Here is a 24616-nt window from a genome sequence, read left to right as displayed (position 1 = left end):
CGGGGCCGGACAGTCAGGAATCCGACTCTTTTCCGTTCCGGTAACCCGGCCCGGGGAGAATTTGCTTCCGTGACCACCTTGCTCAAGCCGCTCCGCAGGATCGCGGCATACGCAGTTTGTGCTGATTCAAGCGGCCGCGTCCTGCTGGTCCGCGCATCGGAGCACTCCGGGACCCCCGGGGCGTGGTCGCTGCCCGGCGGGGCCGTCGACCACGGCGAGGACCCGAACCACACCGTCGTCCGCGAGACCGCCGCCGAAACCGGCCTCTCGGTCGCCGTCTCCGGCCTGGCCGACGTGCTCGCCGACATGCGGGCACTCCCGGATCGCGGCATCACCATCCACACCGACCGGCTGATCTACCGGGTGGCCGTGCGCGGCGGCACCCTCGCGGACCGGGCCGGCGAACGCCCCACCGACCTCGCCCGGTGGTACACCCTCGACGAGGCGCGCGAACTGCCGCTGCGCTCGTTCACCGCACGCGCCCTCGGGCTGCCCGCCTCCTCGGCCGACGTGGTGCCCGACGAGGCACCCGAGTTCCCCTCCTTCTACGCCGTGCCCGGCCCCGACGGGCTGCACCGGGCCCAGCGCTTCGCCGCGTACGCGGTCTGCACCGACCCGGCCGGTCGCGTCCTGCTCACCCGGGTCTCCGACGGCTACCCCGGTGCCGGCTGCTGGCACCTGCCCGGCGGCGGCACCGACTACGGTGAGCAGCCCGGCGCGGCCCTCATCCGGGAGTTGGTCGAGGAGACCGGCCAGACCGGCCGCCTCGTCGAGTTGCTCGGCGTCGCCAGCCACCGCGACGCCGCCTCGCTCGGCCCGGAGGGCTACCCGATCGACTGGCACGGCGTACGCGCCTTCTACCGGGTCGTCGTCGACCAGCCCAACCCGCTGACCGTGGCTGACGTGGGCGGCTCCACCTGCGAGGCCCGCTGGTTCGGCCGCGAGGAGTTGGGCGCGCTCCCCACCGACCGCCTCACCGAGGTGACCGCCGAGGCGGTGCAGGCGGCCCAGCTAACCTGACCCCGGCCGGTCTACGAGGAGACGGCCCAACGGTCGCGCCCCCGTCCGGCACGACCTGCCGGCTTGCCGCCGGCTGCCCGTGGTCGCGCCCCGCCGCTGCGCAGTGGCCTCGCCCTGTGATCGACTGGCCTCACCCCCTTGATCAACTCGGGTTCCTTGAAGGCGCGGTATCCCGGCGCGCGGGACACCGCGCCTTCCGTGAACCCGAGTGGATCACGCTTCGTCCTGAGTGACGCCGGTTCGCCAGCTCCGTGGGTTCCCATGCGCCACCTCGCGTTGATCATGAAGTTATTGTCAGAGTGCGAGATGGATGGCGATAACTTCATGATCAACGGCATGGGGTGCGAAGCGGGGGCGAGCAAAGGTGCAATTGATGCGGCGGGTCGGGGTCTACGGGCTCATCAGGGATTCGGGCCGTGTCCTGGTGGTTCGGGACGGGGTTGAAGGCGAATTCCCGGGTCTCTGGCGGTTGCCGGGCGGTGCCGTCGGGCATGCCGAGGACCCGGAGCGTGCAGTGGTCCGCGAGGTCGCCGAACAGGTCGGGTTGACGGTGACGGTGTCTCGACTGCTCGCGGTGGTCGCCGATGTGGCCACTTCTTCGGAGGGCAGGATCTCGCTGCACACCGACCGGCTGTTGTTTGAACTCAGCACGCCCCACGGCGCTCTGTCCGATGCCCCGCGACCCCAGGCGGCTCAGCCGCAGGATGCGCAGCCCCAAGGCGCGCAGCCCGAGGCCGGGGCTGGTCTGGTTGATCAGTCTCGCTGGCTCTCCCCGGCGGAGGTGGCGCAGGTGCCGCTGACCCCGTTCACCGCCGAGGCGCTCGGTGTGCCGGTCACCCCACTGCCGCCCGGGACGCACCGGCTGCGGCATCCGGCTGCGCCGCCACACCCCGATCGTCGGCTGCGCTTCGGGGCGTACGGGCTGGTCACCGACCCTGCTGGGCGGATTCTGCTGACGCAGATCGCGCAGGGCTATCCGGGGGCCGGTCTCTGGCATCTGCCCGGCGGTGGCACCGATCACGGTGAGCAGCCAGCCACCGGGTTGCTCCGGGAGCTGGTCGAGGAGGGTGGGCAGGTGGGCCGGGTGGTGGAGCTCCTCGGCGTCAACAACCTGCACAATCCGGCCGCGTACGGCCCGGAGGGCCGTCCGCTGGACTGGCATGGCGTACGGGTGATCTATCGGGTGTTGGTGGACGTACCTACTGACGCGACGGTCACCGAAGCCGCCGGAGGGTCGACGGCCCGGGCGGGGTGGTTCACCCGGGCCGAGGCGGTTGACCTGCCGTTGAGCGACATCGCTGCCGTGGCAATCGGACAGAGTGGCCGATAGCACTCGGCTCACTGAGCCGAGTTGGTGACCCTCCGGTACAGTCAAAGGCGGGAATGATGGAGGAAACGGGCGATGAGGCCCGGGATGGGAACAAGCGAGCGGTTCGAGCGGTTTAAGCCAGTTATAAGTACCGCCGGCAGCTATCGCCAAGCCATGTTCCCCTATGCGATGGTGTACTCCGCAAAACGGCTGCCGGGCCATGCAAGGTCCGGCACGAGACAGCCGGACACCGCCCCACGGCGGCCAGCAGATCCGGTGATGGAGGAAACGTGCCGAGAGCCCCATGGCGCCGGCGTCGTACTACTGACAGTCCGCGCCCCGCAGGGCGTCGCTGGGCGGGCCGGTTGCGCCGCAGCAGCACGTTCGCCCGCCAGGTGCTGTTGGTCCGGGTCGGTCGCCGCGACGGCGACCTGCACCCGACCGACCTGACCCCGACCGAGCACCGGTACGCCGACCGGCAGCGCCGTCGTTACGGCCTGGACCGGCTCAGCCGACCGACGCTGGGTGTGGACCCGACACTGGGCCTGGACCGGGCGGACATCGACGCGGTCGTACCGGTCAGCCCGGCGATGCCGCCGATGGCGCAGGTCGACGAGGCCCGCTCGATCCCGCTGCTTCCCGGCGAGCGCACCATCGCGCGCCGGATGAAGTTCGGCCTGGTCAACGCCTGCACGCTGGCCAGCCTGATGCTCGGCATGCTGGCCATCTTCCTGGCCATGCAGGGTGAGGTGCGTATGGCCGCGCTCTGCCTGATCGCCTGCGTCGGCTTCGACGGTCTGGACGGCGCGCTGGCCCGACGCCTCGGCGTGGCCAGCCCGTTCGGCGCTCAGATGGACTCACTGGCCGACATGTGCTCGTTCGGCCTGGCCGCGCCGGTCGTGGTCTACGCGTCGCTCGCCGGCTCGGTCTCCACGGCCGCGGCGGCGGTGGCCTGCGCCCTGGTCGCCGCGTGTGCCGCGATCCGACTGGCCCGGTTCAACGTCTCGCCGAAGGACGGCCGCTTCTTCTGCGGTGTGCCCACCACCATGGCCGCCGCGGTGCTCGCCGTGACGGTGGCGATCGGCCTGCCGGTGCCCGGTGCCGTGCTGGTCGCCGGGGTGGCGTTGCTGGCGTTCGCGATGGTGTCGAGCTTCCCGTACGCCAAGCTCGCCCGCCTGGTGAAGCTGCCGCCGTGGCTCTGGTTGGCTCCGGTGATCGGCGCACTGGTCGACATCCGGCTGACGTTCGCCCTGATCGTGGTGGGTTACCTGGTCAGCGGGCCGGTTCTCTGGCTGCGGCAGCGTCGTACCGCCTGATTGAGCAGACGGAACGGGGCGCCGCGGACCGCGGCGCCCCGTTCGTCGTCAGCGGGTCAGCGCCAGCGGGCGATGACCGTGGACCCACCGACCACCTTGTCGCCCGGCCCGACCAGCGGGTCCGCGGCCTCGGCGGGCAGGTAGACGTCGGTCCGGGAGCCGAACCGGATCAGCCCGAAGCGCTCGCCCTTGGCCAGCAGTGCGCCGATCGGCGCGCGCTGCACGATCCGACGGGCGATCAGCCCGGTCCGCTGCGCGACCACCACAGTGCCGCGCGCGGTGTCCAGCACGGTGTACGCGGCGACGTTGTGCTCGGCGTCCGGCTTCATCGCGTTGACGAAGCCGCCGTCGGCGACGAAGTAGTCCACCACCTTGCCGGCGACCGGTGCGCGGTTGACGTGCACGTCCAGCACCGACAGGAACACCGCGACCCGCAGCCACTCGCCGTCGCCGAAGCGCTCGTCGTGCAGCCGCTGAACCGACAGGACCTTTCCGTCCGCGCTGGCGACCACGGCGCTCGGGTCCTCCGGCACGTCCCGCTCTGGGTCCCGGAAGAACGCGGCGACCGGCCCGGCGGCCAGGGCCGGCAGCAGCCACAGCTTGGACGACGGACGCGCCACCCGGGTGAGCGCGGCGAGGCCCAGCGCGATGCCCGCCGCCGCCACACCGTTGGAGTCGATGTGCATGCTTCGGGTCACCGGCACACTCGACGGCCGGTACGCGGGGGCCAGGCTGTCGGCGGTGGCCGGGCTGGCCGGGGTGAACCGCAGTCGGTAGACCCGCACCGGTGGCGAGTTGCGCAGCACCAGGTCGGCGCCGACGCCGTAGAGGGCGTCCTGTCGGGCCAGCTCGGCGGCGGCGCCCTCGGTCCGGCCGGGCGTGGCGACTGTCGCCACGCTCAGCACCGCCCCGTCGGTCAGGTACTTGGCCAGCCCTTCGACGCCGCCGCGGGTCGCCTCGGCGGTGCCGGTGAACACCTCACCGGCGATGACGACCGCGGCGGGCTCGGCTTCGGCCAGCGAGTCGACGACGTTCACCCGGTCGGCGACCCAGCGGCCCTGGGCGGTGACGTGCTCGCGCAGCGCGGCGGCGCCGAACGGCTCGGTGGGCACCACGGTGAGCCGGTCACCGGGGAGCAGCGCCTCGATCGCCGCGGCCAGCACCGCGGAGGCCGGGTGCACCCCGACCAGCAGGGCGGCCTTGGCGTCGTTGATCCGGGCCAGCTCGGCGACGAGGGTACGGGAGGCTCGCTCGCCGATGCGGACCGGACCGGACCGGCCGGTGGTACGCACGGCGGGGGACTGGGTCATGTCGGGCGGGCTCCTGACGGGGGTAGAGACGGGAATCGCGGCGGGACCGCCATGGGCGGGACGGGCCGGCCGGCGGAGGCGAGATCTCCACCGGCCAGCATATGCGCCCGTCCGCGCCGGTCCCACCGCCGTGCGGCTGTGGTGGACCGACGCGGGTCAGGCGCCCGGGGTCAGGCTTCCCGGCGCGGACCCTCCCGCTCGTCGCGGGTCTGGTCGCCGCCGCTGGCTGCCGCATCGTCGGCGGCGGCCGTGCCCGGGTGGTCACCGCCGGCCGCGACCGGTTGGTCGGACCGGGTCGGCTCGTCCCCGTCGGACGTCACCGGGCGGGCGAGGACCCCGAGAGTCGGCTCCTCGTCCGCGCCGCCGGACCGGCCCGGGATCGGCTCGGTCGGCGGCTCCGACGGCGGATGTGCCAGCCAGGCCGGGTGGATCACATCGGTGATCGGCGCATCCTCCGCCCGCACCTCGGCGGTCGGCGTCTCCAGCGACCGGTCCGAGGCGAACGTCGGGTCCGAGATGCGCGTCGGGTCCGGGGAGGGGGTGTCCCAGGTGGAGCGTTCGGCCTCCCAGACCGGCAGGGCCGCACCGGAGGTCGACGTGGCGGCACCGGAGACCGGCGCGGGCGCACCGGAGCTGGGCGCACCGGAGACCGACGTGCCGGAAACGGGCACGACGGCCTCGGCGACCCCGGCGGTCGGCTCCGGCTGGCTCGGTCGACCCGAGCGCAGCGCGCCGACCAGCCCGAAGACCCCGATCAGGATGAGTGCGCCGGCCAGGAACCAGCCGACCGGCGGCAGCGCCAGCCCGAGCAGTTGGGCGAGCAGCCACCAGGCGGACAGCGCCAGGAACACGAGCCCGAAGGCGAACGACACCAGATCCGTGCGGTGAGCCTTCACCGGGTCACCTCCAGGTTGCCCGCGTTGACGTGGATGTAGAGGCGCAGGGTCCCGCCACCGGGCCCGTCCGCGCCGAGGTCGGTGGATTCCCGCAGACGGCCGTCCAGGCCACCGGAGCGGTTGCCGAAGACGGTGGCGTCACCCGCGTTGACGTCGGCCACCGTCGTGACGTCGACGTTCGGAGGCACGACCACTGTCGCCTGGCCGAAGTTGACGGCCACCGTCACCTGGCTCTCCCGTTTCGCGAAGTCGATCCCGCGCAGGTCGAGCACGGCGTCACCGAAGCTGTTCTCGTACCGGTCCGCCAGGTCGCGGTAGTCGGTGGGCGCCCAGGTCACCGCGCCGTCGACCCCTCGGATCCGGTCGTAGGACTCGGCGACGGTAGCCGTGCCCAGCGCCGCGGCGGTCACCAGGCCGAGCGCGATGAGCCAGCGGGCCCGCCCGAACCAGGTGCCGACCAGCAGACCCAGCGCGATGGTGGCCAACGCGGCGGCGAAGTACGCCGAGGCGCTGATGGCGAAGACGTCCAGCAGGTCGAGCAGGGCGACCAGACCGAGCACCAGGAAGATCAGCGAGAAGGTCACCGCGCCGAGTGGTGACCGCTCCTTCGGGCGCTTCGGCGGCTTCGGTGGCTTGGGCGGAGGCGGCGCGGCCGGGGTCGGCGAAGCGTACGGGCCGTGCGGCGCGAACGGCGGGCGGTAACCGGAGGGCGGCGGGGCGGTCGGATAGCCGGCCGGGGCAGCGGGTGCGCTGCTCACCGGTGGCGACGGCCAACCGGAGCTGGGCATGGCGGTGCTCGGCCAGCCGGGCTGGGCAGCCGTCGTGCCGGCCGGTTGCCCGGACACCGGACCCATCCCGGACACCTGCTGGGTCGCGGTGGCCGGCTGCGGGCCGCTGGTCGGCGGCGTGTCGTACCCCGGGATGGTGGCGGTGGGGGCTGCCCCCGTGGTCGCGGTGGCGTACCCCGGACCGGTGCCGAACATCGGCGGCGTCATCGCCGGGCTGGTCGACGGCGCCGCGCCGTACGACGGTGCGGGCCAGGCCACCGGTGGGACGATCGGGCCGGCCGGGTTGCCGGCCGGTGGCGGACCGCCCGGGTTGCCGGGCCGTGGGTTGCGGCCGTCCCGGTTGAGCAGGAGCGCGCCGGCGACCAGGATGGCGGCGCCGAGCAGCACCGCGCGGAAGGCGTCGGTGACGATGTACGCGAAGCTGGCCGCGACCAGGATGCCCAGGACGATCACGGTCACCGGCGACATGCTGGAGCGACCGCGGCCGAGCATGGATTCGACAGGGGAGGCGGTGTCGCCCTCGTTCGGGATGATCAGCCAGGCGGCGACGTACACCAGAATGCCGATGCCCCCGAAGAAGCCGAGCACCGCGAGCAGCACCCGCCAGAGCACCGGATCGGTGTTGGTGGCGCGCCCGATGGCCGCGCAGACCCCGGCCAGATACCGCCCGTCGCGCGGTCGGACCAGCCCGTACCGTGAGGTGAAGCTGGTGCCGCCCAGCGGCGGTGGCGGTGCGGACGGTCCGGGACCACCGGGTGGCGTGCCGCCCGGACCGTAGCCGGTGCCCGCCGCGAACCCCGGGCCTGGACCGTAGCCCGCAGCGGGCGGCGCGTAGCCGTCGGCCGGATCGCCGGGTGCGGTGTCGGCGGGCGCGTCGGTGCCAGCGTGCGGACCGAAGGTGCGGGGCTCGGTCCATTCGGTGGGCGTGGTGGCGGGCGGGGGCGGTGCTGAACCGCCCGACTGTGCCGACCCCGGTCGGGGCGGCGGGGCAGCTTCCTCGGTCATGCTTCGATCCTGCTGCCCGGCGCACCCGAACGACCTCAGGACCCGACCCTGACCCCACCCTGAGATCCGGCGGCCGGAATGTCGGGGGCGTCCCCGTGGTCACCGACGCCGCAGCGTGTGACGATCGAGTCACCGACCTCGACCTGTCCGCCACCGTGACCAGGGAGCCTCCGATCAGCAGCACCGTGACCCCACCCCCGCGGCTCTACCGCGCCCCCGAGCACCGGATGGCCGCCGGCGTCGCCGCCGGTATCGCCGACCACCTCGGCATCTCGGTGCTGCGGGTGCGCGTCGCGTTCATGGTCCTGCTCGGGCTGAGCGGGCTCGGTCTGCTGCTCTACGCGGCCTTCTGGGCGGTGGTGCCGCTGCGTCCCGGTGACACTGCGGTGCCGCCCCGGCGGGATGTCGCCCAACTCCTGCCGTTCGTGGGGATCGGGCTCGGTGTCCTGCTGATCCAGGTGATGGTCTTCGACTCGGTGGGCGCGGCGGGCACCGCCGGCTGGTTGGTGGCGATCATCGCGGTCGGCGCCGGGGTCATCTGGCACCAGTCCGCGCCCGAGCGGCGGCGGCAGTGGGGCGACGCGATGCCGGTGCCCTGGCTCGGCGCAGTCGTCGAGGAGAGCGACCGCCGGGCCTTCGTGCTCCGGTTCATCGGCGGTGGAGTGCTGGTCGCGGTCGGCATCATCGGTGTCGCGGCCGTCTACTCGCCGGCACAGAACTTCGACGCGGTGATCAACGGCGTGATCTTCGCGCTGGTCGGGCTGGCGGGCGTCGGCGTGGTCGCCGCGCCGGTGCTCTGGCGGACGTACAGCCAGCTCCGCTCGGAGCGCGAGGGGCGCATCCGCGAGCAGGAGCGGGCCGAGTTGGCCGCCATGGTGCACGACCAGGTGCTGCACACGTTGGCCCTGATCCAGCGCAACGCCGGTGACGTGAAGACCGTGCAGCGGCTGGCCCGAGGGCAGGAGCGTTCGCTGCGCAACTGGCTCTACAAGCCCACCGCCTCGCCGAGCGAGCGCTTCGCCGCCGCCCTGGAGCAGGCCGCGGCCGAGGTCGAGGACACCTTCGCGATCAGCGTGGAGACGGTGGTGGTCGGCGATCGGGAGACCGACGAGAAGGTCGGGGCACTGGTGGCGGCCGCCCGCGAGGCTCTGGTGAACGCGGCCCGGCACGCCGGCGTGCAGACCGTGTCGCTCTACGCCGAGGTGGAGCCGGATCAGGTCAGCGTCTTCGTTCGGGACCGGGGGAAGGGCTTCGATCCGGATACCGTGGAGGACCACCGGCACGGCGTACGCGGCTCGATCATCGGGCGGATGAAGCGGCACGGCGGACGGGCCGAAATCCGGTCCGGCCCGGGGGAGGGGACCGAGGTCCGGTTGATCCTGCCGATCTCCCGGGACTCGTCCGCAGCGGAAAGGAACAGATGACCATGGCCGAGCAGTCGACCGAGCACCTCGACCCGGCGGATGCCCGCCCCGAGCGGCTGCGGGTGTTCCTGGTGGACGACCACGCCATGTTCCGGGCCGGGGTGCGCGCGGAGTTGGGCGCCCACGTCGAGGTGGTGGGCGAGGCGAGCACGGTGGCCGAGGCGGTCACCCGGATCGCCGCCGTCGGCCCGGACGTGGTCCTGCTCGACGTGCACATGCCCGACGGTGGCGGTCGCGCGGTGCTGGAGGCGATGCGGCGTACCCATCCGCAGGTCAAGTTCCTGGCGTTGAGCGTCTCCGACGCGGCGGAGGACGTGATCGGGCTGATCCGTGCCGGTGCCCGGGGGTACGTCACCAAGACCATCTCCCCGGACGAGTTGGCTGCCGCGATCCGTCGGGTGGCCGACGGCGACGCGGTGTTCAGCCCACGGCTGGCCGGGTTCGTGCTGGACGCCTTCGCGGCCCGGCCGGACGCCCCGGTGGCCGACCCGGAGCTGGACCAGCTCACCAACCGTGAGCGGGAGGTGCTGCGGCTGCTGGCCCGGGGGTACGCGTACAAGGAGATCGCCAAGGAGCTGTTCATCTCCATCAAGACGGTGGAGACGCACGTGTCCAACGTGCTGCGCAAGCTCCAGATGTCCAACCGTTACGAGCTCTCCCGGTGGGCGGCGGATCGCCGGCTCGTCTGACGTGGGTCGCCAGCGGCGAGGATCAGAGAAACGTCCGGCGCACCCTCGTCCACCCAGCCGGTGATCGTGGCCGGGTAGTCCTGGGCACCCTCATCCGGATGGCTCGAAACGTGAGTGGTGACGGACGTCCCACCGGGCCCGGGTGACCTCGGGGACGCGCACGGGCTGAGGCCTCGTGTTCGGGCGGCGCAACGTATTTCCTGCTCAACGCTGCCTGCGGCGACCGTTTTATGATCATTTTTCAAGTATCGGCAACGTGGCGGGCAACTAACGGCTTGATAACGGCACCTTCACGGAAGCGGCCAGTGGGTGTCACAGTGGCAGCACCTCACCATCGGTGTGTGGCACTCCGTACGCCCCACGACCACGAATCTGCCGATCACGGCGGCCCGTGGCTGTGTCGGTTGCGTCGTGTCGCGCCTCGTTGGTGAGGGAGCCCGGCGGATCGGAACATCAGGGGTGTCCCCAACTTCCCTGTGGTCCCGGCGACCCGCGCCCCGGGGTGGTCGGGCGGTGTCACCCCCAAACGTGCGTGAAACCCACGACGGAACCTGGTTAGAAAGAGGAGGCCCCTCGGAATGAGAGTCTCGAAGCGGGCGACGAGCGCCATCGCGCTCAGCGCGGCTGCCGCGCTTGTCGCGAGCGGTTGCTCGAGCGGCGGCGACGGCGATACTGCCGCCAGCGCGGACGGCTCGATCGTTGTGCACGGCGTCCAGCCGGAGAACCCGCTGGTCCCGTCGAACACCACGGAGACCGGCGGCGGGAAGATCGTCGACTGGCTGTGGACCGGCCTGGTCGAGTACCCGAACGACGGTGGGGCCCCGCGTAACGCGCTGGCGGAGTCCATCAACACCACGGACTCCAAGGTCTTCACGATCAAGATCAAGGCCGGTACCAAGTTCCACGACGGTACCGAGGTCAAGGCGAAGAACTTCGTCGACGCCTGGAACTGGGCCGCCTACTCGCCGAACGGCGCGCAGAACGGCACCTTCTTCGCCGACATCGCGGGCTTCGACCAGACCTACACCACGGACCCGGACGGCCCGGACGGCCCGAAGAAGGCCCCGACGCCGACGACCGACAAGATGTCCGGCCTGAAGGTCATCGACGAGCAGACCTTCGAGGTCACGCTGTCGGCGCCGACCGCGGTCTTCCCGACCAAGCTCGGCTACAGCGCCTTCATGCCGCTGCCGGACGTGTTCTTCACCATGAAGCCCGAGGAGTTCGGCCGCAAGCCGATCGCCAACGGCCCGGTGAAGTTCGTGTCGTGGGAGGACAACTCCCTCATCAAGCTGACGCGCTTCGACGACTACAATCTTCGCGACAAGATGAAGATCAAGGACGTCGACGTCAAGCTGTACCAGGACGACAACGCCGCCTACGCCGACCTGCTGGCGAACAACCTCGACTTCATGGAGGTTGTCCCCACCTCGGCGCTCGCCGGTGACAAGTGGAAGACCGACCTCGGTGACCGGGGCCGCTCGACCGTCACGCCGTCGACCGCGTTCATCGCGTTCCCGATCTACGACAAGCGCTTCCAGAACCCGAAGCTGCGTCGTGCCGTGTCGCTGGCGGTCAACCGGCAGGAGATCTCGGACAAGATCTTCTTCGGCACCCGCAAGCCGGCCGACAGCTGGGCGAACCCGCTGACCCCGGGCGCCAAGCCGGGCAACTGCACCGCCTGCAAGTTCGACCCGGAGACGGCCAAGACGCTGCTCGCCGAGGCCGGTGGCTTCACCGGTGAGATGGTCTTCTACTACAACGCGGACTCCGCCCACAAGGACTGGATGGACGCCGTCGCGCAGCAGATCAAGACCAACCTCAACATCAACGCTCGGGCTGAGGGCGTGCCGACCTTCGCGGTCTTCCGCCAGAACATCAACGCCCACACCATGAAGGGCCCGTACCGCGCCGCCTGGCAGCAGGACTACCCGGACGTGGAGAACTGGGTGAACCCCCTGTTCGTCACCAACGGCTCCTCCAACGACGGTCTGTACAGCAACCCCGAGGTCGACGCGCTGGCCAAGCAGGCCAGCGGCGCGCCGAGCCTGGAGGCCTCGCACGAGGCGTTCGCCAAGGCCGTCGAGAAGGTCGACCAGGACGTCCCGAGCATCCCGGTCTACTTCTACGGCCAGCAGTCCGGCCACTCGGAGAAGATCAAGAAGCTCGAGCTGAACAACGTCGGCGAGATCGACATCACCTCGGTCGAGCTCTGATCCGAACGGTCTGACCCCGGGTCGGGCTCGCCACATCCGGTGAGCCCGACCCGGGGCCGTTCCGCGAGTGGGTGTTACAACGCTCCACTCGCACGTTGTCACCACCGTGTCGGCCGTCCGACGCGCCCCCTGTCTGGAGGACCACCCCATGGGCCGTTATCTGTTGAGACGGCTGCTCCAACTCGTGCCGGTCTTCATCGGTACGACGTTCCTGATCTACTGGCTCGTCTGGGCCGTCCCCGGCGACCCGTTCGCCGGCAAGTGCGGTGAGCGCCGCTGCCCGGACCAGTACATCGCCTTCATGACCGAGAAGTACCACCTCGACCAGAACGTCTTCGTGCAGTACGGCAGCTACATGAAGAACCTGCTCCAGGGCGATTTCGGTCAGACCTTCTCGCAGCGCGAGATCAGCGACATCATCATGACCTCGTACCCGAACACGCTGAAGCTGGCGCTCGTGGCGCTCGCCATCGAGGCGATCATCGGCCTCGGTGCCGGCGTGCTGAGCGGCCTGCGGCGTAACGGCTTCCTGGACAACCTGGTCCTGGTCTCCACCCTCTTCCTGATCGCGCTGCCGGTCTTCGTGGTCGGCTTCGTGCTGCAGTGGCTGCTGGGTGTGCAGTGGGGCATCATCAAGCCGACCGTCTCCTCGGAGATGCGGTGGTCCGAGCTGATCGTGCCGGGCTTCGTGCTCGGTAGCGCGTCGGTGGCGTACATCGCCCGGGTGGCACGAACGAGCATCGCGGAGAACCGTCGCGCGGACTACGTGCGTACCGCGATCGCCAAGGGCCTGCCGATGCGCCGGGTGGTGGGCGTGCACCTGCTGCGCAACTCGCTCATCCCAGTGGTGACCCTGCTCGGCACCGACCTCGGCGCCCTGATGGGTGGCGCGATCGTCACCGAGGGAATCTTCGGCATCAACGGAATCGGCCGCCAGGTCTTCCGGGCGATCATCACCAAGGAAAGCGCCACGGTGGTAGGAATCGTGGTCGTCCTGGTGCTGGTCTATCTCGTGATGAACCTGCTGGTTGACCTGCTCTACGCCGCCCTGGACCCGAGGATCCGTTATGAGTGACCCGAGTACCGCATCGATCGTCAGCACCCCTGGCGCACACCCGACCGACTCCGCCGCCCCCGCCACCGCGGGTCAGCCGCAGAGCAACGAGAAGCCGCGCGGCCTGCTCGCCGACGCCTGGCGTGACCTGCGGCGCAAGCCGCTGTTCTGGATCTCGGCCACGCTGATCCTGATCTTCCTGCTGATGGCGGCCTTCCCGGCGCTCTTCGCCCCGGGCGACGCGGTCAACGGTTCGCTGTCCCGCAGCCTCGACAAGCCGTCGGCCAATGGCTGGTTCGGCTACGACGTGCAGGGCCGTGACGTCTACGCCCGGGTCATCTACGGCGCACGGGCTTCCGTCGTGGTCGCCGTGCTCTCCGTGCTGGGCACCCTGCTCATCGGCGGAACGATGGGCATCATCTCCGGCTACCGCGGTGGTTGGGTGGACGCGCTGCTGAGCCGGATCGCCGACGTCTTCTTCGGTCTGCCCTTCGTGCTCGGCGCGATCGTCATCCTGACCACGTTCAACGGGTCGGGCTCCGGCAACAGCAAGGCCCAGATCATGGGCCTGGTGATCGCGTCGCTGATCGTGCTGAGCTGGCCGGTCGTGATGCGGCTGATGCGCTCCTCGGTGCTCGCCACCAAGGAGGCCGACTACATCGTCGCGGCCCGCGCACTGGGTGCCGGCACCGGCCGGATCATCCTCAAGCACCTGCTGCCGAACTGCCTGGCCCCACTGCTGGTCTACGGCACGATCATGGTCGGCTCGTTCATCGGCGCCGAGGCCACGCTGTCGTTCCTGGGCGTCGGTCTGAAGTCGCCGGTGGTGTCCTGGGGCATCATGATCAGTGATGGGCAGCAGTTCGTCCGGGTCGCGCCGGGGCTGGTGTTCTTCCCCGCCGCGTTCCTCGTCACCGCAGTGCTGAGCTTCGTGATGCTCGGTGAGTCGGTCCGCGAGGCCCTCGATCCGAAACTCCGCTAGGGGAGATCCAGTTGTCCGACATTCTCGTGTCCGAGCAGTCAGCGCCGGGATCCGGCGGCTCCGGGCGTCCCTCCGGCCGGCTGCTCGAGGTCGACGACCTGCGGGTGGAGTTCCGTACCCGGGACGGCGTCGCAAAGGTCATCAACGGGGTCACGTACCACGTCGACGCGGGGGAGACCCTCGCCGTGCTCGGCGAGTCCGGCTCCGGTAAGAGCGTCACGGCGCAGACCATCATGGGCATCCTCGACACGCCGCCGGGCTTCGTGACCGGTGGGCAGGTCCGCTTCCACGGCAAGGACATGCTGCGCATGTCCGACGAGGAGCGCCGCCGCATCCGCGGCGAGGGCATCGCGATGATCTTCCAGGACGCGCTCTCCGCGCTGAACCCCGTCTTCACCGTCGGGTTCCAGATCGCCGAGCAGTTCCGGGTCCGGCGGGGCATGGGTCGCGCGGAGGCCAAGAAGCGCGCGATCGACATGCTCGACCAGGTCAAGATCCCGAACGCCAAGGGTCGGTTCAACAACTACCCGCACCAGTTCTCCGGCGGTATGCGGCAGCGCGCGATGATCGCGATGTCGCTGGCGCTCGACCCGGAGGTGCTGATCGCGGACGAGCCGACCACCGCTCTCGACGTGACCGTGCAGGCCCAGATCATGGACCTGCTGGCCGAGCTCCAGCGTGAGCGGCAGATGGGCATGATCCTGATCACCCACGACCTCGGCGTGGTCGCCGACGTCGCGGACCGGATCGCGGTCATGTACGCGGGCCGGATCGTCGAGGAAGCGGACGTGTACGACCTGTACGCCAAGCCGGCGCACCCGTACACGATGGGTCTGATCGACTCGATCCCGCGGATGGACGAGAAGGGGCAGCAGCTCCGGACGATCAAGGGCCTCCCGCCGAACCTGATGAACATCCCGCCGGGCTGCCCGTTCAACCCGCGCTGCCCCATGGCTCAGCCGGTGTGTCGGGAGAAGGTCCCGCCGCTGCTGCAGGTGGGCAATGCCCGGGCCAGCGCCTGCCACTTCGCCGAGGAGCTGGTGAACCGTGTCTGAGAACATCCTCGAGGTCCGTGACCTGGTCAAGCACTACCCCGTGACGCAGGGTGTGGTGTTCAAGAAGACCGTCGGTCAGGTCAAGGCGGTCGACGGGGTCTCCTTCGATCTGCGCGCCGGCGAGACGCTCGGCGTGGTCGGCGAGTCCGGCTGCGGCAAGTCGACGCTCGCCCGGGTGCTGATGAACCTGGAGAAGCCGACCGAAGGCAGCGTCCTCTACAAGGGTCAGGACATCTCCAAGCTGTCCGGTGGTGCGCTGCGGCGCCTGCGCCGGCAGATCCAGCTGGTCATGCAGGACCCGTACACCTCGCTGAACCCGCGGATGACCGTCGGTGACCTGCTCGGTGAGCCGTTCGAGATCCACCCGGAGGTGGCGCCGAAGGGCAGCCGCCGGGCGAAGGTCAGGGAGCTGCTCGACCTGGTCGGGCTCAACCCCGAGCACATCAACCGGTACCCGCACCAGTTCTCCGGCGGTCAGCGTCAGCGCATCGGCATCGCCCGTGCGCTCGCGTTGCGGCCCGAGATCATCGTCTGCGACGAGCCGGTGTCGGCGCTCGACGTCTCCATCCAGGCCCAGGTCATGAACCTGCTGGAGCAGCTGCAGGGCGAGTTCGGGCTGTCGTACGTCTTCATCGCGCACGACCTGTCGGTGGTCCGCCACCTCTCGGACCGGGTCGCGGTGATGTACCTCGGCAAGATCGTGGAGATCGGCACCGAGGACGAGATCTACGAGCGGCCGACCCACCCGTACACCCAGGCTCTGCTCTCCGCGGTGCCGGTGCCGGACCCGACGCAGCGGCACAACAAGACGATCATCCGGCTCACGGGTGACGTGCCGTCGCCGATCAGCCCGCCCTCGGGCTGCCGGTTCCGGACCCGCTGCTGGAAGGCGCAGGACGTCTGCGCCGAGCAGGTCCCGCTGCTGGAGGTCCGGCCGGGCTCGGACCACCCGAGCGCCTGCCACTTCGCCGAGAAGCGCGAGATCGTCGCCACCCACGAGGTGTGAGTCACCGAAACCGCCTGCCGCCGTCATCGCGACGACGGCAGGCGGTTTCGTCTGTCAGAGACCCCTGGACGAGTGCTGCACGCGGCCATGGTTCAGCGCGTAGGGTGATCCGACGGCCGGCCGGTGTGGCTCACAGCGGGCCGCGGCCGGCGCGGAGCAGCAGCAGGGCCAGCTGGGTGCCGTCGGCGCCGAGCGCGACCCGGAACCGCTCCAGGATCTCCCGTTCCCGGGAGAGCACCAGGCGGGTCCCACCGGACGCCATCCGGGTCGCCCCGACCTCCTGGGACAACGCGGCCCGCTCCTGCCAGAGCGTGATCAACGCGTTGTCGATCTCGTCGATCCGTTCCCTGATCTGCACGATCCGCGCGGAGGCGGACGGCTCCTCGGTGCCGGTCTGCTGCTCGGCCGGTTCGGTGTGCCCACCCGTCGGCGGTGTGGCCGCCACCGGCCCAGCGCCCTGCGCTGCGGGCTGCCCCGGTCGGGTCGGGCCGCCGCTCTGCTCCATCACGTCTGTCATCATCGGGTACCTCTCGCAGTGTGGTGCCCGGTGCCCGGAACCTGGGACGGAAAAAGCCCCGGACTCCAGGAGCCCGGGGCTTTAGCAGGTCTGAATCGATCAGGCGCGACCTACGACAGCCGGACTCCCGGTGCCATAGTAAAAGTAGTAGCGCGCAGCGATCACGCCGTCGAGTATGCCCACGTCGTTGCCCGGCGCGCAAGCAGTCCGGGTCGAGAAGGGCAGCTTTCCCGACGGTGGGCGCACCCGGTGGTGGTGCGCGGTGTCGGGCACGAGCCGCTGAGCGCCGAAGGCACAGTGTCGGGCCGGCGGCATAGACTTGTCGGGCGATGCATCCTCTCTTCGACATCCCCGCGTCCCCGCCTGCGCCGGAGTCCGCGCCGGCCCGCCCGCACCGACCCGGGGCGGTCGCCGCGCGTCTCGATCCGCAGCAGCTCCTCGACGGGCTGAACGGGCCGCAGCGCGACGCCGTCAGTCATGCCGCCTCGCCGCTGCTGATCGTGGCCGGCGCCGGGTCGGGCAAGACCCGGGTGCTCACGCACCGGATCGCCTACCTGCTCGCCGCTCGGGACGTGCACCCCGGTGAGATCATCGCGATCACCTTCACCAACAAGGCCGCCGGCGAGATGAAGGAGCGCGTCGCCGCGCTGGTGGGCCCCCGGGCCCGCCTGATGTGGGTGTCGACGTTCCACTCGGCCTGCGTGCGGATCCTGCGCGCCGAGCACGAGCACGCCGGCCTCAAGTCGACGTTCTCGATCTACGACGCGGACGACTCCCGCCGGCTGATGCAGTTGGTGACCCGCGAGCTGGATCTCGACCCGAAGCGCTACCCGGCGCGAGGGCTCGCCGCCCAGGTCTCCAACCTCAAGAACGAGCTGGTCGACCCGGAGCAGTTCGCGGCGCGGGCCACCGGCCCCAACGAGCGGGCACTGGCCGAGGCGTACACGCTCTACCAGCGCCGGTTGCGTGAGGCGCACGCCCTGGACTTCGACGACCTGATCATGACCACGGTGCACCTGCTCCAGTCCCACCCGCACGTCGCGGAGAGCTACCGGCGGCGGTTCCGGCACGTGCTGGTGGACGAATACCAGGACACCAACCACGCCCAGTACGTCCTGATCAAGGAGTTGGTCTCCGGCACCGACGGGTTGGCGCCCGCCGAGCTGTGCGTGGTCGGCGACGCCGACCAGTCGATCTACGCGTTCCGGGGTGCGACGATCCGCAACATCCTGGAGTTCGAACGGGACTTCACCGACGCCCGGACGATCCTGCTGGAGCAGAACTACCGCTCCACCCAGACGATTCTCAACGCGGCCAACGCGGTGATCGACCGCAACACCTCCCGCAAACCCAAACGGCTGTGGAGCGAGGCCGGCGCCGGCGAGCAGATCGTCGGCTACGTGGCCGACACCGAGCACGCCGAGGCCGACTGGGTGGCCCGCGAGATCGACCGGCTGGTCGACGCCGACGAGACCCGCCCCGGCGATGTGGCGGTCTTCTACCGCACCAACGCCCAGTCCCGCGTCTTCGAGGAGGTGTTCATCCGCGTCGGCCTGCCCTACAAGGTGGTCGGCGGGGTGCGCTTCTACGAGCGCAAGGAGGTCCGCGACGCCCTGGCGTACCTGCGTTCGGTGGTCAACGACGACGACACGGTGAGCCTGCGGCGGGTGCTCAACACCCCGCGCCGGGGGATCGGCGACCGGGCCGAGGCGTGTGTCGAGGCGCTCTCCAGCCGTGATCGGATCTCCTTCGGCGCGGCCCTGCGCCGGGCCCGGGAGGCGCCGGGCATCTCCAGCCGGGCGGCGAACGGCATCGCCGACTTCGTGGCGCTGCTCGACGGCGCCCGTGAGCTGGCCGAGACCGGCACCCCCGAGGAGGTGCTGGAGGCGCTGCTGACCCGCTCCGGCTACCTCACCGAGCTGGAGGAGAGCCTGGACCCGCAGGACGCCGGTCGGGTGGACAACCTCCAGGAACTGGTCAGCGTCGCCCGCGAGTACACCGAGCGGATCGAGGCGCTCGGCGCCGACGGGGAGCGGGCCACCCTGGCCGGCTTCCTGGAGCAGGTGGCGCTGGTCGCCGACGCCGACCAGATCCCCTCCGACGACCCCGACCACCAGGGCGTGGTCACCCTGATGACGTTGCACACCGCCAAGGGGCTCGAGTTCCCGGTGGTCTTCCTGACCGGGTTGGAGGACGGCGTCTTCCCGCACCTGCGCTCGCTCGGCGACACCCGCGAGCTGGAGGAGGAGCGCCGGCTGGCGTACGTCGGCATCACCCGCGCTCGGCAGCGGCTCTACCTCTCCCGGGCGGTGACCCGCTCGGCCTGGGGGCAGCCGTCCTACAACCCGCCGTCGCGCTTCCTGGAGGAGTTGCCGACCGAGTTGGTGCACTGGGAGCGCACCGAGGGGTCGTACACCTCGTGGGCCGGCGGGGGCGGCGGCGTCGGCGGCCGTGCGGACCGCGCGCCCGGCGGCCGTGGCACCTTCACCGGTGGCACGCCGAAGGCGGCGCAGCTGGCCCAGCGGCTCGGCGTGGACGCCAGCCGGCTGACCACGGCCAGCGAGCTGCCGCAGGGGCCGAAGGTGTCAGCGGGCGACCGGGTCAATCACCAGCGGTACGGGCTGGGCCGGGTGCTCGCCGTCGAGGGCCACGGCCCGGGTGCCCGCGCGCAGATCGACTTCGGCGACCAGACCATGTGGCTGGTGCTTCGGCACGCCCCGGTCGACAAGCTCTGACCCGGCACGCCGGAGATCGCACCAGATCAGGGAAAGAGTGGTCTCAGCGCTGTCTGAGGCCACTCTTTCCCTGATGTTGTTCCGGAGACGTGCAGGCGTCAGCAGCCCAGGTCGACGCCGCGCGCCCGCATGAACGGGGCCGGATCGATCTGGTTCCACATGCCCTGGTGCACCTCGAAGTGCAGGTGCGGGCCGGTGGCGTCGCCGGTGGCGCCCTCGTAGCCGATGACCTGGCCGGCCTTGACCGCCTGCCCGACCGTGACCGCGATGCGGCTCTGGTGGGCGTAGTGGGTCAGGTAGCCGTTGCCGTGGTCGACGAAGACGGAGTTGCCGTACCCGTCGGAGGCGTCGCCGGCCTGGGTCACGGTGCCCGCGGCGGCGGCGCGGATCGGCGTACCGGAGGGCAGCGCCAGGTCGATACCGGCGTGCAGGGTGCCCCAGCGCTGCCCGTAGCAGGAGGTGACGGCTGCTCCCGGCATCGGGTTGACCCAGGCAGGCGCGGGCTTGGTGGTCTTCTTCGGCTTCGGCTTGGCCTTCGCGACGGCCGTCCTGGTGGGGGTCGGGCTGGCGCTGACCGCGGACGGGCTCGGCGTCGGGCTGATCGAGGGGGTGGCCGGCGCGCTCGACTCGCGTACCGAGCGGTCGGCCCGGCCCGCGGCCTCGGCCCGGGACTGGGTGTCGAGGGAGACGGCGGCGGGTGCCGGGTGGTCGGTGCCGCTGGTGGCGACGGCGACCCCACCGAGGCCGAGGGCTACCAGGGCGGCGGCCCCGAGCACGATGAGGCGGTTCCGTCGGCCGGTGCGCCGCGGCTGCGCGGTCTGGCTGGTGTCGGGGGTGTTCTCGTTCTGGACGGGGCTGTCTTCCTGCACGGCGGACCTTCACAGTCGAGGGGCACTTGACCTCGAAATACTGGTGTCGGGCCGAGTTGCGGCAGGCGCGGGGACCGAACGGTCGGAGCACCAACGGACGGCCGGCTGCCCGGATATGACCCGCTCTGGTGCGCTACTTCCGGAAAAGTGATCATGTTTGCCCGTGGCGTCGGTCACAATCGCCGCTGTGACCCGGGATACATCAGCCAGAGCCGCCGCACGAAAAACCGCCCGGATCGACAGATCCGGGCGGTCAACGGTCGTGACGAAGCGTCAGGAGGCGGCTACCTCGCTGTAAATTGCCTCGACTTGCAGCTTGATGTCCACTCCGCGCTCCTGGAGGAACGGCACCGGGTCCTTCGGCTGCCCCTTGACATGGATCTCCAGGTGCAGGTGGGTGCCGTACGCGTGGCCGGTCTGACCCACCAGGCCGAGCTGGTCGCCCGCCTTGACCTGCTGGCCTTCCTTCACGCTGACCGCGGAGGAGTGGCCGTAGATGGCCTCGCTGCCGTCGGCGTGCTGGACGATCACCGCGTTGCCGTACCCGCCGAACCAGCCGGCCTTGGTGACCAGGCCATCGTGGATCGCCACATAGGGAGTGCCCTCGGCGGCGACCAGGTCGACGCCGGTGTGCAGCTTGCCCCAGCGCATCCCGTACGGGGAGTTGAAGTCGTAGCCCTGCAGCGGCAGCAGCCAGACCTCGGGCTCGGCGCTGTCCTCCTTGCGGCTGTCCCGGGAGGCGCGGTCGGCGTTCTCCGAACGGGCAGCGGCATCCTGGCTGGTGACCGACGCCTGCTTGAGCTCGTCGAGGACCGACGGGCTGACGTCCTTGGCGTCCGGCAGGGCGCTTGCGCCGAGGGCCACGATGCCGGCACCGACGAACGCGGTGGTGACGACAGCGGCGTAACGGCTGCGGGGTGGGGTGGGTACGCGGCGGCGACCGCGATATCGATCGGGCTCAGACGACAGGCGCTGGCGCACGCACACCCTCCGTTGTCGGGGTTCCGAAGCGGCCGGTGGGCGTCCTCTGAAGTTCCAGTGAACGTCCGCTGACCGCGTCGTCACCCGTCCATGGACCTGATGACAACCGTGGACACGTTAGCCATTCGCCAGGCGAGTCACAAGCTAGAGCGAGAAATTGGCGTGTCGATCTGTCCGTTTGCGTCCATGATTGTCATGCATCGCGACGCCGAACGGTGCCCCCGTCGCTGCCCGTTCGTCGCCGAGCGTGACCGTTCCGGCGGACTCGTCCGGCTTGACTCCGCACCGCGCCGGGATCGTGTCGACGGCACTGTCCAGGAGGTGGCGGGAGGGTTCGCGGCCTGAGCACCCGGGGTTGCCGGGCGGCTGCGCCGGGTAACGGCCGGTGACGGAGCCCGGATTTCCCGGGCCGGGCCCGCCGGGTTACCGTTCGTTAAGGTGAAGGCGGTCAAGCCGGTGAAAGGTGTGCGCTGATGAGCTCTCGTATCCGGGTCGTCGTCGCGAAGCCTGGCCTGGACGGCCACGACCGAGGCGCGAAGGTCGTCGCGCGCGCCCTGCGGGACGCCGGGATGGAGGTCGTCTACACCGGCCTGCACCAGACTCCCGAGCAGATCGTGGAAACCGCCATCCAGGAGGACGCCGACGCGGTCGGCCTGTCCGTGCTCTCCGGCGCGCACATGACGCTCTTCCGGCGGGTGCTGGAACTGCTCGCTGAGCGGGACGCCCGCGACATCGTCGTGTTCGGCGGCGGCATCATTCCGAACGGCGACATTCCCGAGTTGGAGAAGCTGGGCGTGGCGAAGATCTTCACGCCGGGCGCCACCACTCAGGCGATTGTCGACTGGGTCCGGCAGAACGTGGCCCAGCCGGTTTCCTGAGAAACACGCCAGGCGACCGGATCTGGGCACGGGGGAGGGGCCGGACGCACCCCTCACACGTCCGGCCCCTCTATGCACGATGCCCCGCCGCCACCCCTCGACCGACAGGGCATCGGCCGTCTCCCGTCATTGCGCTGTTCAGCGCTCCGACATCTGACTCAACGACGCCCCCACGGCAGGGTTACGCAAGCCGGACAACATCGCTCGGACGGTGGATGTCACCCGGGTGATGACCGGAAACCGGCCACACCTGATGTCCGGTTGTGCATTACCGCACACCGTGCACCCGCTCGGTTGCCGGCGGTGCCGACCTCGCTAGGCTGCGGCCAATGGCCTGTTTCAACTGATGACAGGCGTCAAACTGTTTTCTGAACGCTGGTGGCGGCGCGACGGCGCGCCGCGGAGACGGGACGGGACGCGCAATCGTGGACCTGTACGAGTACCAGGGGCGGGACCTGTTCGAGCGGCACGGCTTGCCCGTGCTGGCCGGCGGCGTCGCCACTACCCCGGAAGAGGCCCGCGCGATCGCCGAACGCCTCGGCGGCCGTGTGGTCGTCAAGGCGCAGGTAAAGGTCGGCGGCCGAGGTAAGGCCGGCGGCGTCAAGCTGGCCGAGGGCCCGGATGAGGCGGTGGCTCGGGCCACCGACATCCTCGGCATGGACATCAAGGGTCACACCGTCCACAAGGTCATGATCACCGTGACCGCGGACGTGGCCGAGGAGTACTACTTCTCGTACCTGCTCGACCGGGCGAACCGCACCTTCCTCTGCATCGCCAGCGTCGCCGGCGGCATGGACATCGAGCAGGTCGCCGCCGACACCCCCGACAAGGTCGTGAAGGCCCCGATCGACGCCGTGAAGGGCGTGGACGAGGCCAAGGCCCGCGAGATCGTGACCGCTGCCGGCTTCCCGACCGCTGTCGCCGACCAGGTGGTCGAGATCGCCGTCGGCCTGTGGCAGGCGTTCGTCGCCGAGGACGCCACTCTGGTCGAGGTCAACCCGCTCGCCAAGAACGGCGACGGTCGGATGCTGCTGCTCGACGCCAAGATCAGCCTGGACGAGAACGCGGCGTTCCGGCACCCGGACCACGAGGCCCTGGTCGACCAGGCCGCTGTGGACCCGCTGGAGCAGGCCGCCAAGGCCAAGGACCTCAACTACGTCAAGCTCGACGGCGAGGTCGGCATCATCGGCAACGGCGCGGGTCTGGTCATGTCGACCCTCGACGTGGTCGCGTACGCCGGTGAGCGGCACGGCAACGTCAAGCCGGCCAACTTCCTCGACATCGGCGGCGGCGCGAGCGCCGCGGTGATGGCGAACGGGCTGGAGATCGTGCTCTCCGACCCGGCCGTGAAGAGCGTCTTCGTCAACGTCTTCGGCGGCATCACCGCCTGCGACGAGGTCGCCAACGGCATCATCCAGGCGCTGGCCCTGCTGGAGCAGCGCGGCGAGCGGGTCACCAAGCCGCTCGTCGTCCGGCTCGACGGCAACAACGCCGAGGCTGGCCGGGCGATCCTGGACAGCGCGAACAACCCGCTCGTGCAGCGGGTGGACACCATGGACGGTGCGGCCGAGCGGGCCGCCGAGCTGGCAGCTGCGGGGGTCTGATCATGGCTATCTGGCTGACCAAGGACTCGAAGGTCATCGTCCAGGGGATGACCGGTTCCGAGGGTTCCAAGCACACCCGGCGGATGCTGGCCGCCGGCACCAACGTGGTGGGCGGCGTCAACCCGCGCAAGGCGGGCCAGACTGTCGACTTCGACGGCACCGAGCTGCCGGTCTTCGCGTCCGTGGCGGACGCGATGGCCGAGACCGGGGCCGACGTCACCGTCATCTTCGTGCCGCCGCAGTTCACCAAGGCCGCCGTGGTCGAGGCGATCGACGCCGCGATCCCGTTGGCGGTCGTGATCACCGAGGGCGTCCCGGTGCACGACACCGCGTCGTTCTGGGCGTACAACGTGGCGCAGGGCGAGCGGACCCGGATCATCGGGCCGAACTGCCCGGGCATCGCCTCGCCGGGCGCGTCCAACGCCGGCATCATCCCGGCCGACATCACCGGCTCCGGCCGGATCGGTCTGGTCAGCAAGAGCGGCACGCTGACCTACCAGATGATGTACGAGCTGCGCGACATCGGCTTCTCCACCTGCGTCGGCATCGGCGGCGACCCGATCATCGGGACCACCCACATCGACGCCCTCGCGGCGTTCGAGGCCGACCCGGAGACGGACGCCATCGTCATGATCGGTGAGATCGGTGGCGACGCCGAGGAGCGGGCCGCCGAGTTCATCAAGGCGAACGTCACCAAGCCGGTGGTCGGCTACATCGCCGGCTTCACCGCGCCTCCCGGCAAGACCATGGGTCACGCCGGGGCGATCATCTCCGGCTCGGCCGGCACCGCCGAGGCGAAGCAGGCGGCGCTGGAGGCGGTCGGCGTCAAGGTCGGCAAGACGCCGACCGAGACGGCGAAGCTGATGCGGGAGATCATGTCCGGCAGCTGAGCCGGTCAGGCAACACGAAGGGGGTCGACCGGTCGCGGTCGGCCCCCTTCGGCGTACCTGTGCTCGCCGCCG

General features: G+C 70.5%; 19 protein-coding genes and 1 pseudogene. 14 read left to right on the top strand and 6 right to left on the bottom strand.

What is annotated here, in order from left to right; translation table 11 throughout:
* Positions 1-69 precede the first annotated feature (69 nt).
* The 3 genes from KBX26_RS03315 to KBX26_RS03305 all read left to right on the top strand — a co-directional run bounded on the left by KBX26_RS03315 (position 70) and on the right by KBX26_RS03305 (position 3645).
* Positions 70-1020, top strand: coding sequence for an NUDIX hydrolase (locus KBX26_RS03315; protein ID WP_030337850.1), 951 nt, complete (start codon positions 70-72; stop codon positions 1018-1020).
* 373 nt (positions 1021-1393) lie between these two features.
* Positions 1394-2350: an NUDIX domain-containing protein gene (locus tag KBX26_RS03310; protein WP_247680185.1), complete on the top strand. Its 957-nt coding sequence runs from the start codon at positions 1394-1396 to the stop codon at positions 2348-2350.
* Positions 2351-2694: 344 nt separating this feature from the next.
* Positions 2695-3645: a phosphatidylcholine/phosphatidylserine synthase gene (locus KBX26_RS03305; RefSeq protein WP_030337848.1), complete on the top strand. Its 951-nt coding sequence runs from the start codon at positions 2695-2697 to the stop codon at positions 3643-3645.
* A gap of 56 nt (positions 3646-3701) precedes the next feature.
* Here KBX26_RS03305 and KBX26_RS03300 read toward each other — a convergent pair whose 3' ends face one another.
* The 3 genes and pseudogenes from KBX26_RS03300 to KBX26_RS03290 form a co-directional block, all read right to left on the bottom strand.
* Positions 3702-4955 (bottom strand): phosphatidylserine decarboxylase, encoded by a 1254-nt coding sequence (locus tag KBX26_RS03300; RefSeq protein WP_210864715.1) that lies wholly within the window; start codon positions 4953-4955, stop codon positions 3702-3704.
* Between the two features lie 712 nt (positions 4956-5667).
* A pseudogene (locus KBX26_RS32905) lies at positions 5668-5851 on the bottom strand (hypothetical protein); the annotation flags it as partial.
* Entirely contained in the window at positions 5848-7644 is a 1797-nt protein-coding gene (locus KBX26_RS03290; RefSeq protein WP_210864714.1) for a PspC domain-containing protein, read from the bottom strand. The gene KBX26_RS03290 and the pseudogene KBX26_RS32905, both read right to left, overlap by 4 nt.
* A gap of 155 nt (positions 7645-7799) precedes the next feature.
* On the opposite strand from KBX26_RS03290, the gene KBX26_RS03285 reads away from it, so the two are divergent.
* The 7 genes from KBX26_RS03285 to KBX26_RS03255 all read left to right on the top strand — a co-directional run bounded on the left by KBX26_RS03285 (position 7800) and on the right by KBX26_RS03255 (position 16070).
* Positions 7800-9068, top strand: a complete 1269-nt coding sequence (locus tag KBX26_RS03285; RefSeq protein ID WP_030337844.1) for an ATP-binding protein — start codon at positions 7800-7802, stop codon at positions 9066-9068.
* Positions 9069-9070: 2 nt separating this feature from the next.
* Positions 9071-9757: a response regulator transcription factor gene (locus KBX26_RS03280; protein WP_030337843.1), complete on the top strand. Its 687-nt coding sequence runs from the start codon at positions 9071-9073 to the stop codon at positions 9755-9757.
* Between the two features lie 578 nt (positions 9758-10335).
* Positions 10336-11973, top strand: coding sequence for an ABC transporter substrate-binding protein (locus KBX26_RS03275; RefSeq protein ID WP_210857759.1), 1638 nt, complete (start codon positions 10336-10338; stop codon positions 11971-11973).
* Positions 11974-12121: 148 nt separating this feature from the next.
* A complete protein-coding gene (locus tag KBX26_RS03270) occupies positions 12122-13048 on the top strand; it encodes an ABC transporter permease (protein ID WP_030337841.1) in 927 nt (308 codons plus the stop codon).
* The gene (locus tag KBX26_RS03265; RefSeq protein ID WP_030337840.1) at positions 13041-14009 is read left to right on the top strand and encodes an ABC transporter permease; all 969 of its coding nucleotides are present in this window, start codon (positions 13041-13043) and stop codon (positions 14007-14009) included. Before KBX26_RS03270 ends, KBX26_RS03265 begins: the two co-directional genes overlap by 8 nt.
* Before the next feature lie 26 nt (positions 14010-14035).
* The gene (locus KBX26_RS03260; RefSeq protein ID WP_030337839.1) at positions 14036-15064 is read left to right on the top strand and encodes an ABC transporter ATP-binding protein; all 1029 of its coding nucleotides are present in this window, start codon (positions 14036-14038) and stop codon (positions 15062-15064) included.
* Complete coding sequence (locus tag KBX26_RS03255) at positions 15057-16070, top strand: ABC transporter ATP-binding protein (RefSeq protein WP_210857758.1); 1014 nt, start codon at positions 15057-15059, stop codon at positions 16068-16070. Before KBX26_RS03260 ends, KBX26_RS03255 begins: the two co-directional genes overlap by 8 nt.
* 130 nt (positions 16071-16200) lie before the next feature.
* Here the strand turns inward: KBX26_RS03255 and KBX26_RS03250 are convergent, their stop codons facing one another.
* Complete coding sequence (locus KBX26_RS03250) at positions 16201-16590, bottom strand: chorismate mutase (protein WP_030337837.1); 390 nt, start codon at positions 16588-16590, stop codon at positions 16201-16203.
* A 326-nt stretch (positions 16591-16916) separates the two neighbouring features.
* Between KBX26_RS03250 and pcrA the strand changes: the two genes are divergently transcribed.
* Positions 16917-19322, top strand: coding sequence for a DNA helicase PcrA (gene pcrA, locus KBX26_RS03245; protein WP_210857757.1), 2406 nt, complete (start codon positions 16917-16919; stop codon positions 19320-19322).
* A 98-nt stretch (positions 19323-19420) separates the two neighbouring features.
* On the opposite strand, the gene KBX26_RS03240 is transcribed toward pcrA, so the two are convergent.
* On the bottom strand, positions 19421-20191 hold the full coding sequence (locus KBX26_RS03240) for a M23 family metallopeptidase (RefSeq protein ID WP_030337835.1): 771 nt from the start codon (positions 20189-20191) through the stop codon (positions 19421-19423).
* Between the two features lie 273 nt (positions 20192-20464).
* Positions 20465-21172: a M23 family metallopeptidase gene (locus KBX26_RS03235; protein ID WP_030337834.1), complete on the bottom strand. Its 708-nt coding sequence runs from the start codon at positions 21170-21172 to the stop codon at positions 20465-20467.
* 473 nt (positions 21173-21645) lie between these two features.
* Here KBX26_RS03235 and KBX26_RS03230 point away from each other — a divergent pair, with 473 nt between their 5' ends.
* From KBX26_RS03230 to sucD, 3 genes are all read left to right on the top strand, one after another.
* Positions 21646-22050, top strand: a complete 405-nt coding sequence (locus KBX26_RS03230) for a cobalamin B12-binding domain-containing protein (protein ID WP_030337833.1) — start codon at positions 21646-21648, stop codon at positions 22048-22050.
* A 425-nt stretch (positions 22051-22475) separates the two neighbouring features.
* Positions 22476-23654 carry an ADP-forming succinate--CoA ligase subunit beta gene (gene sucC / locus KBX26_RS03225; protein WP_030337832.1) on the top strand — a complete coding sequence of 393 codons (1179 nt, stop codon included), beginning with the start codon at positions 22476-22478 and terminating at the stop codon, positions 23652-23654.
* Positions 23655-23656: 2 nt separating this feature from the next.
* On the top strand, positions 23657-24544 hold the full coding sequence (gene sucD, locus KBX26_RS03220; protein WP_030337831.1) for a succinate--CoA ligase subunit alpha: 888 nt from the start codon (positions 23657-23659) through the stop codon (positions 24542-24544).
* The last annotated feature ends 72 nt before the right edge of the window (positions 24545-24616 follow it).

Origin of the sequence: Micromonospora sp. C97 (assembly GCF_018070385.1) — a bacterium.
In the GTDB taxonomy this organism is placed as follows: domain Bacteria; phylum Actinomycetota; class Actinomycetes; order Mycobacteriales; family Micromonosporaceae; genus Micromonospora; species Micromonospora parva.
This window is presented reverse-complemented; position numbering and strand designations above follow the sequence as displayed.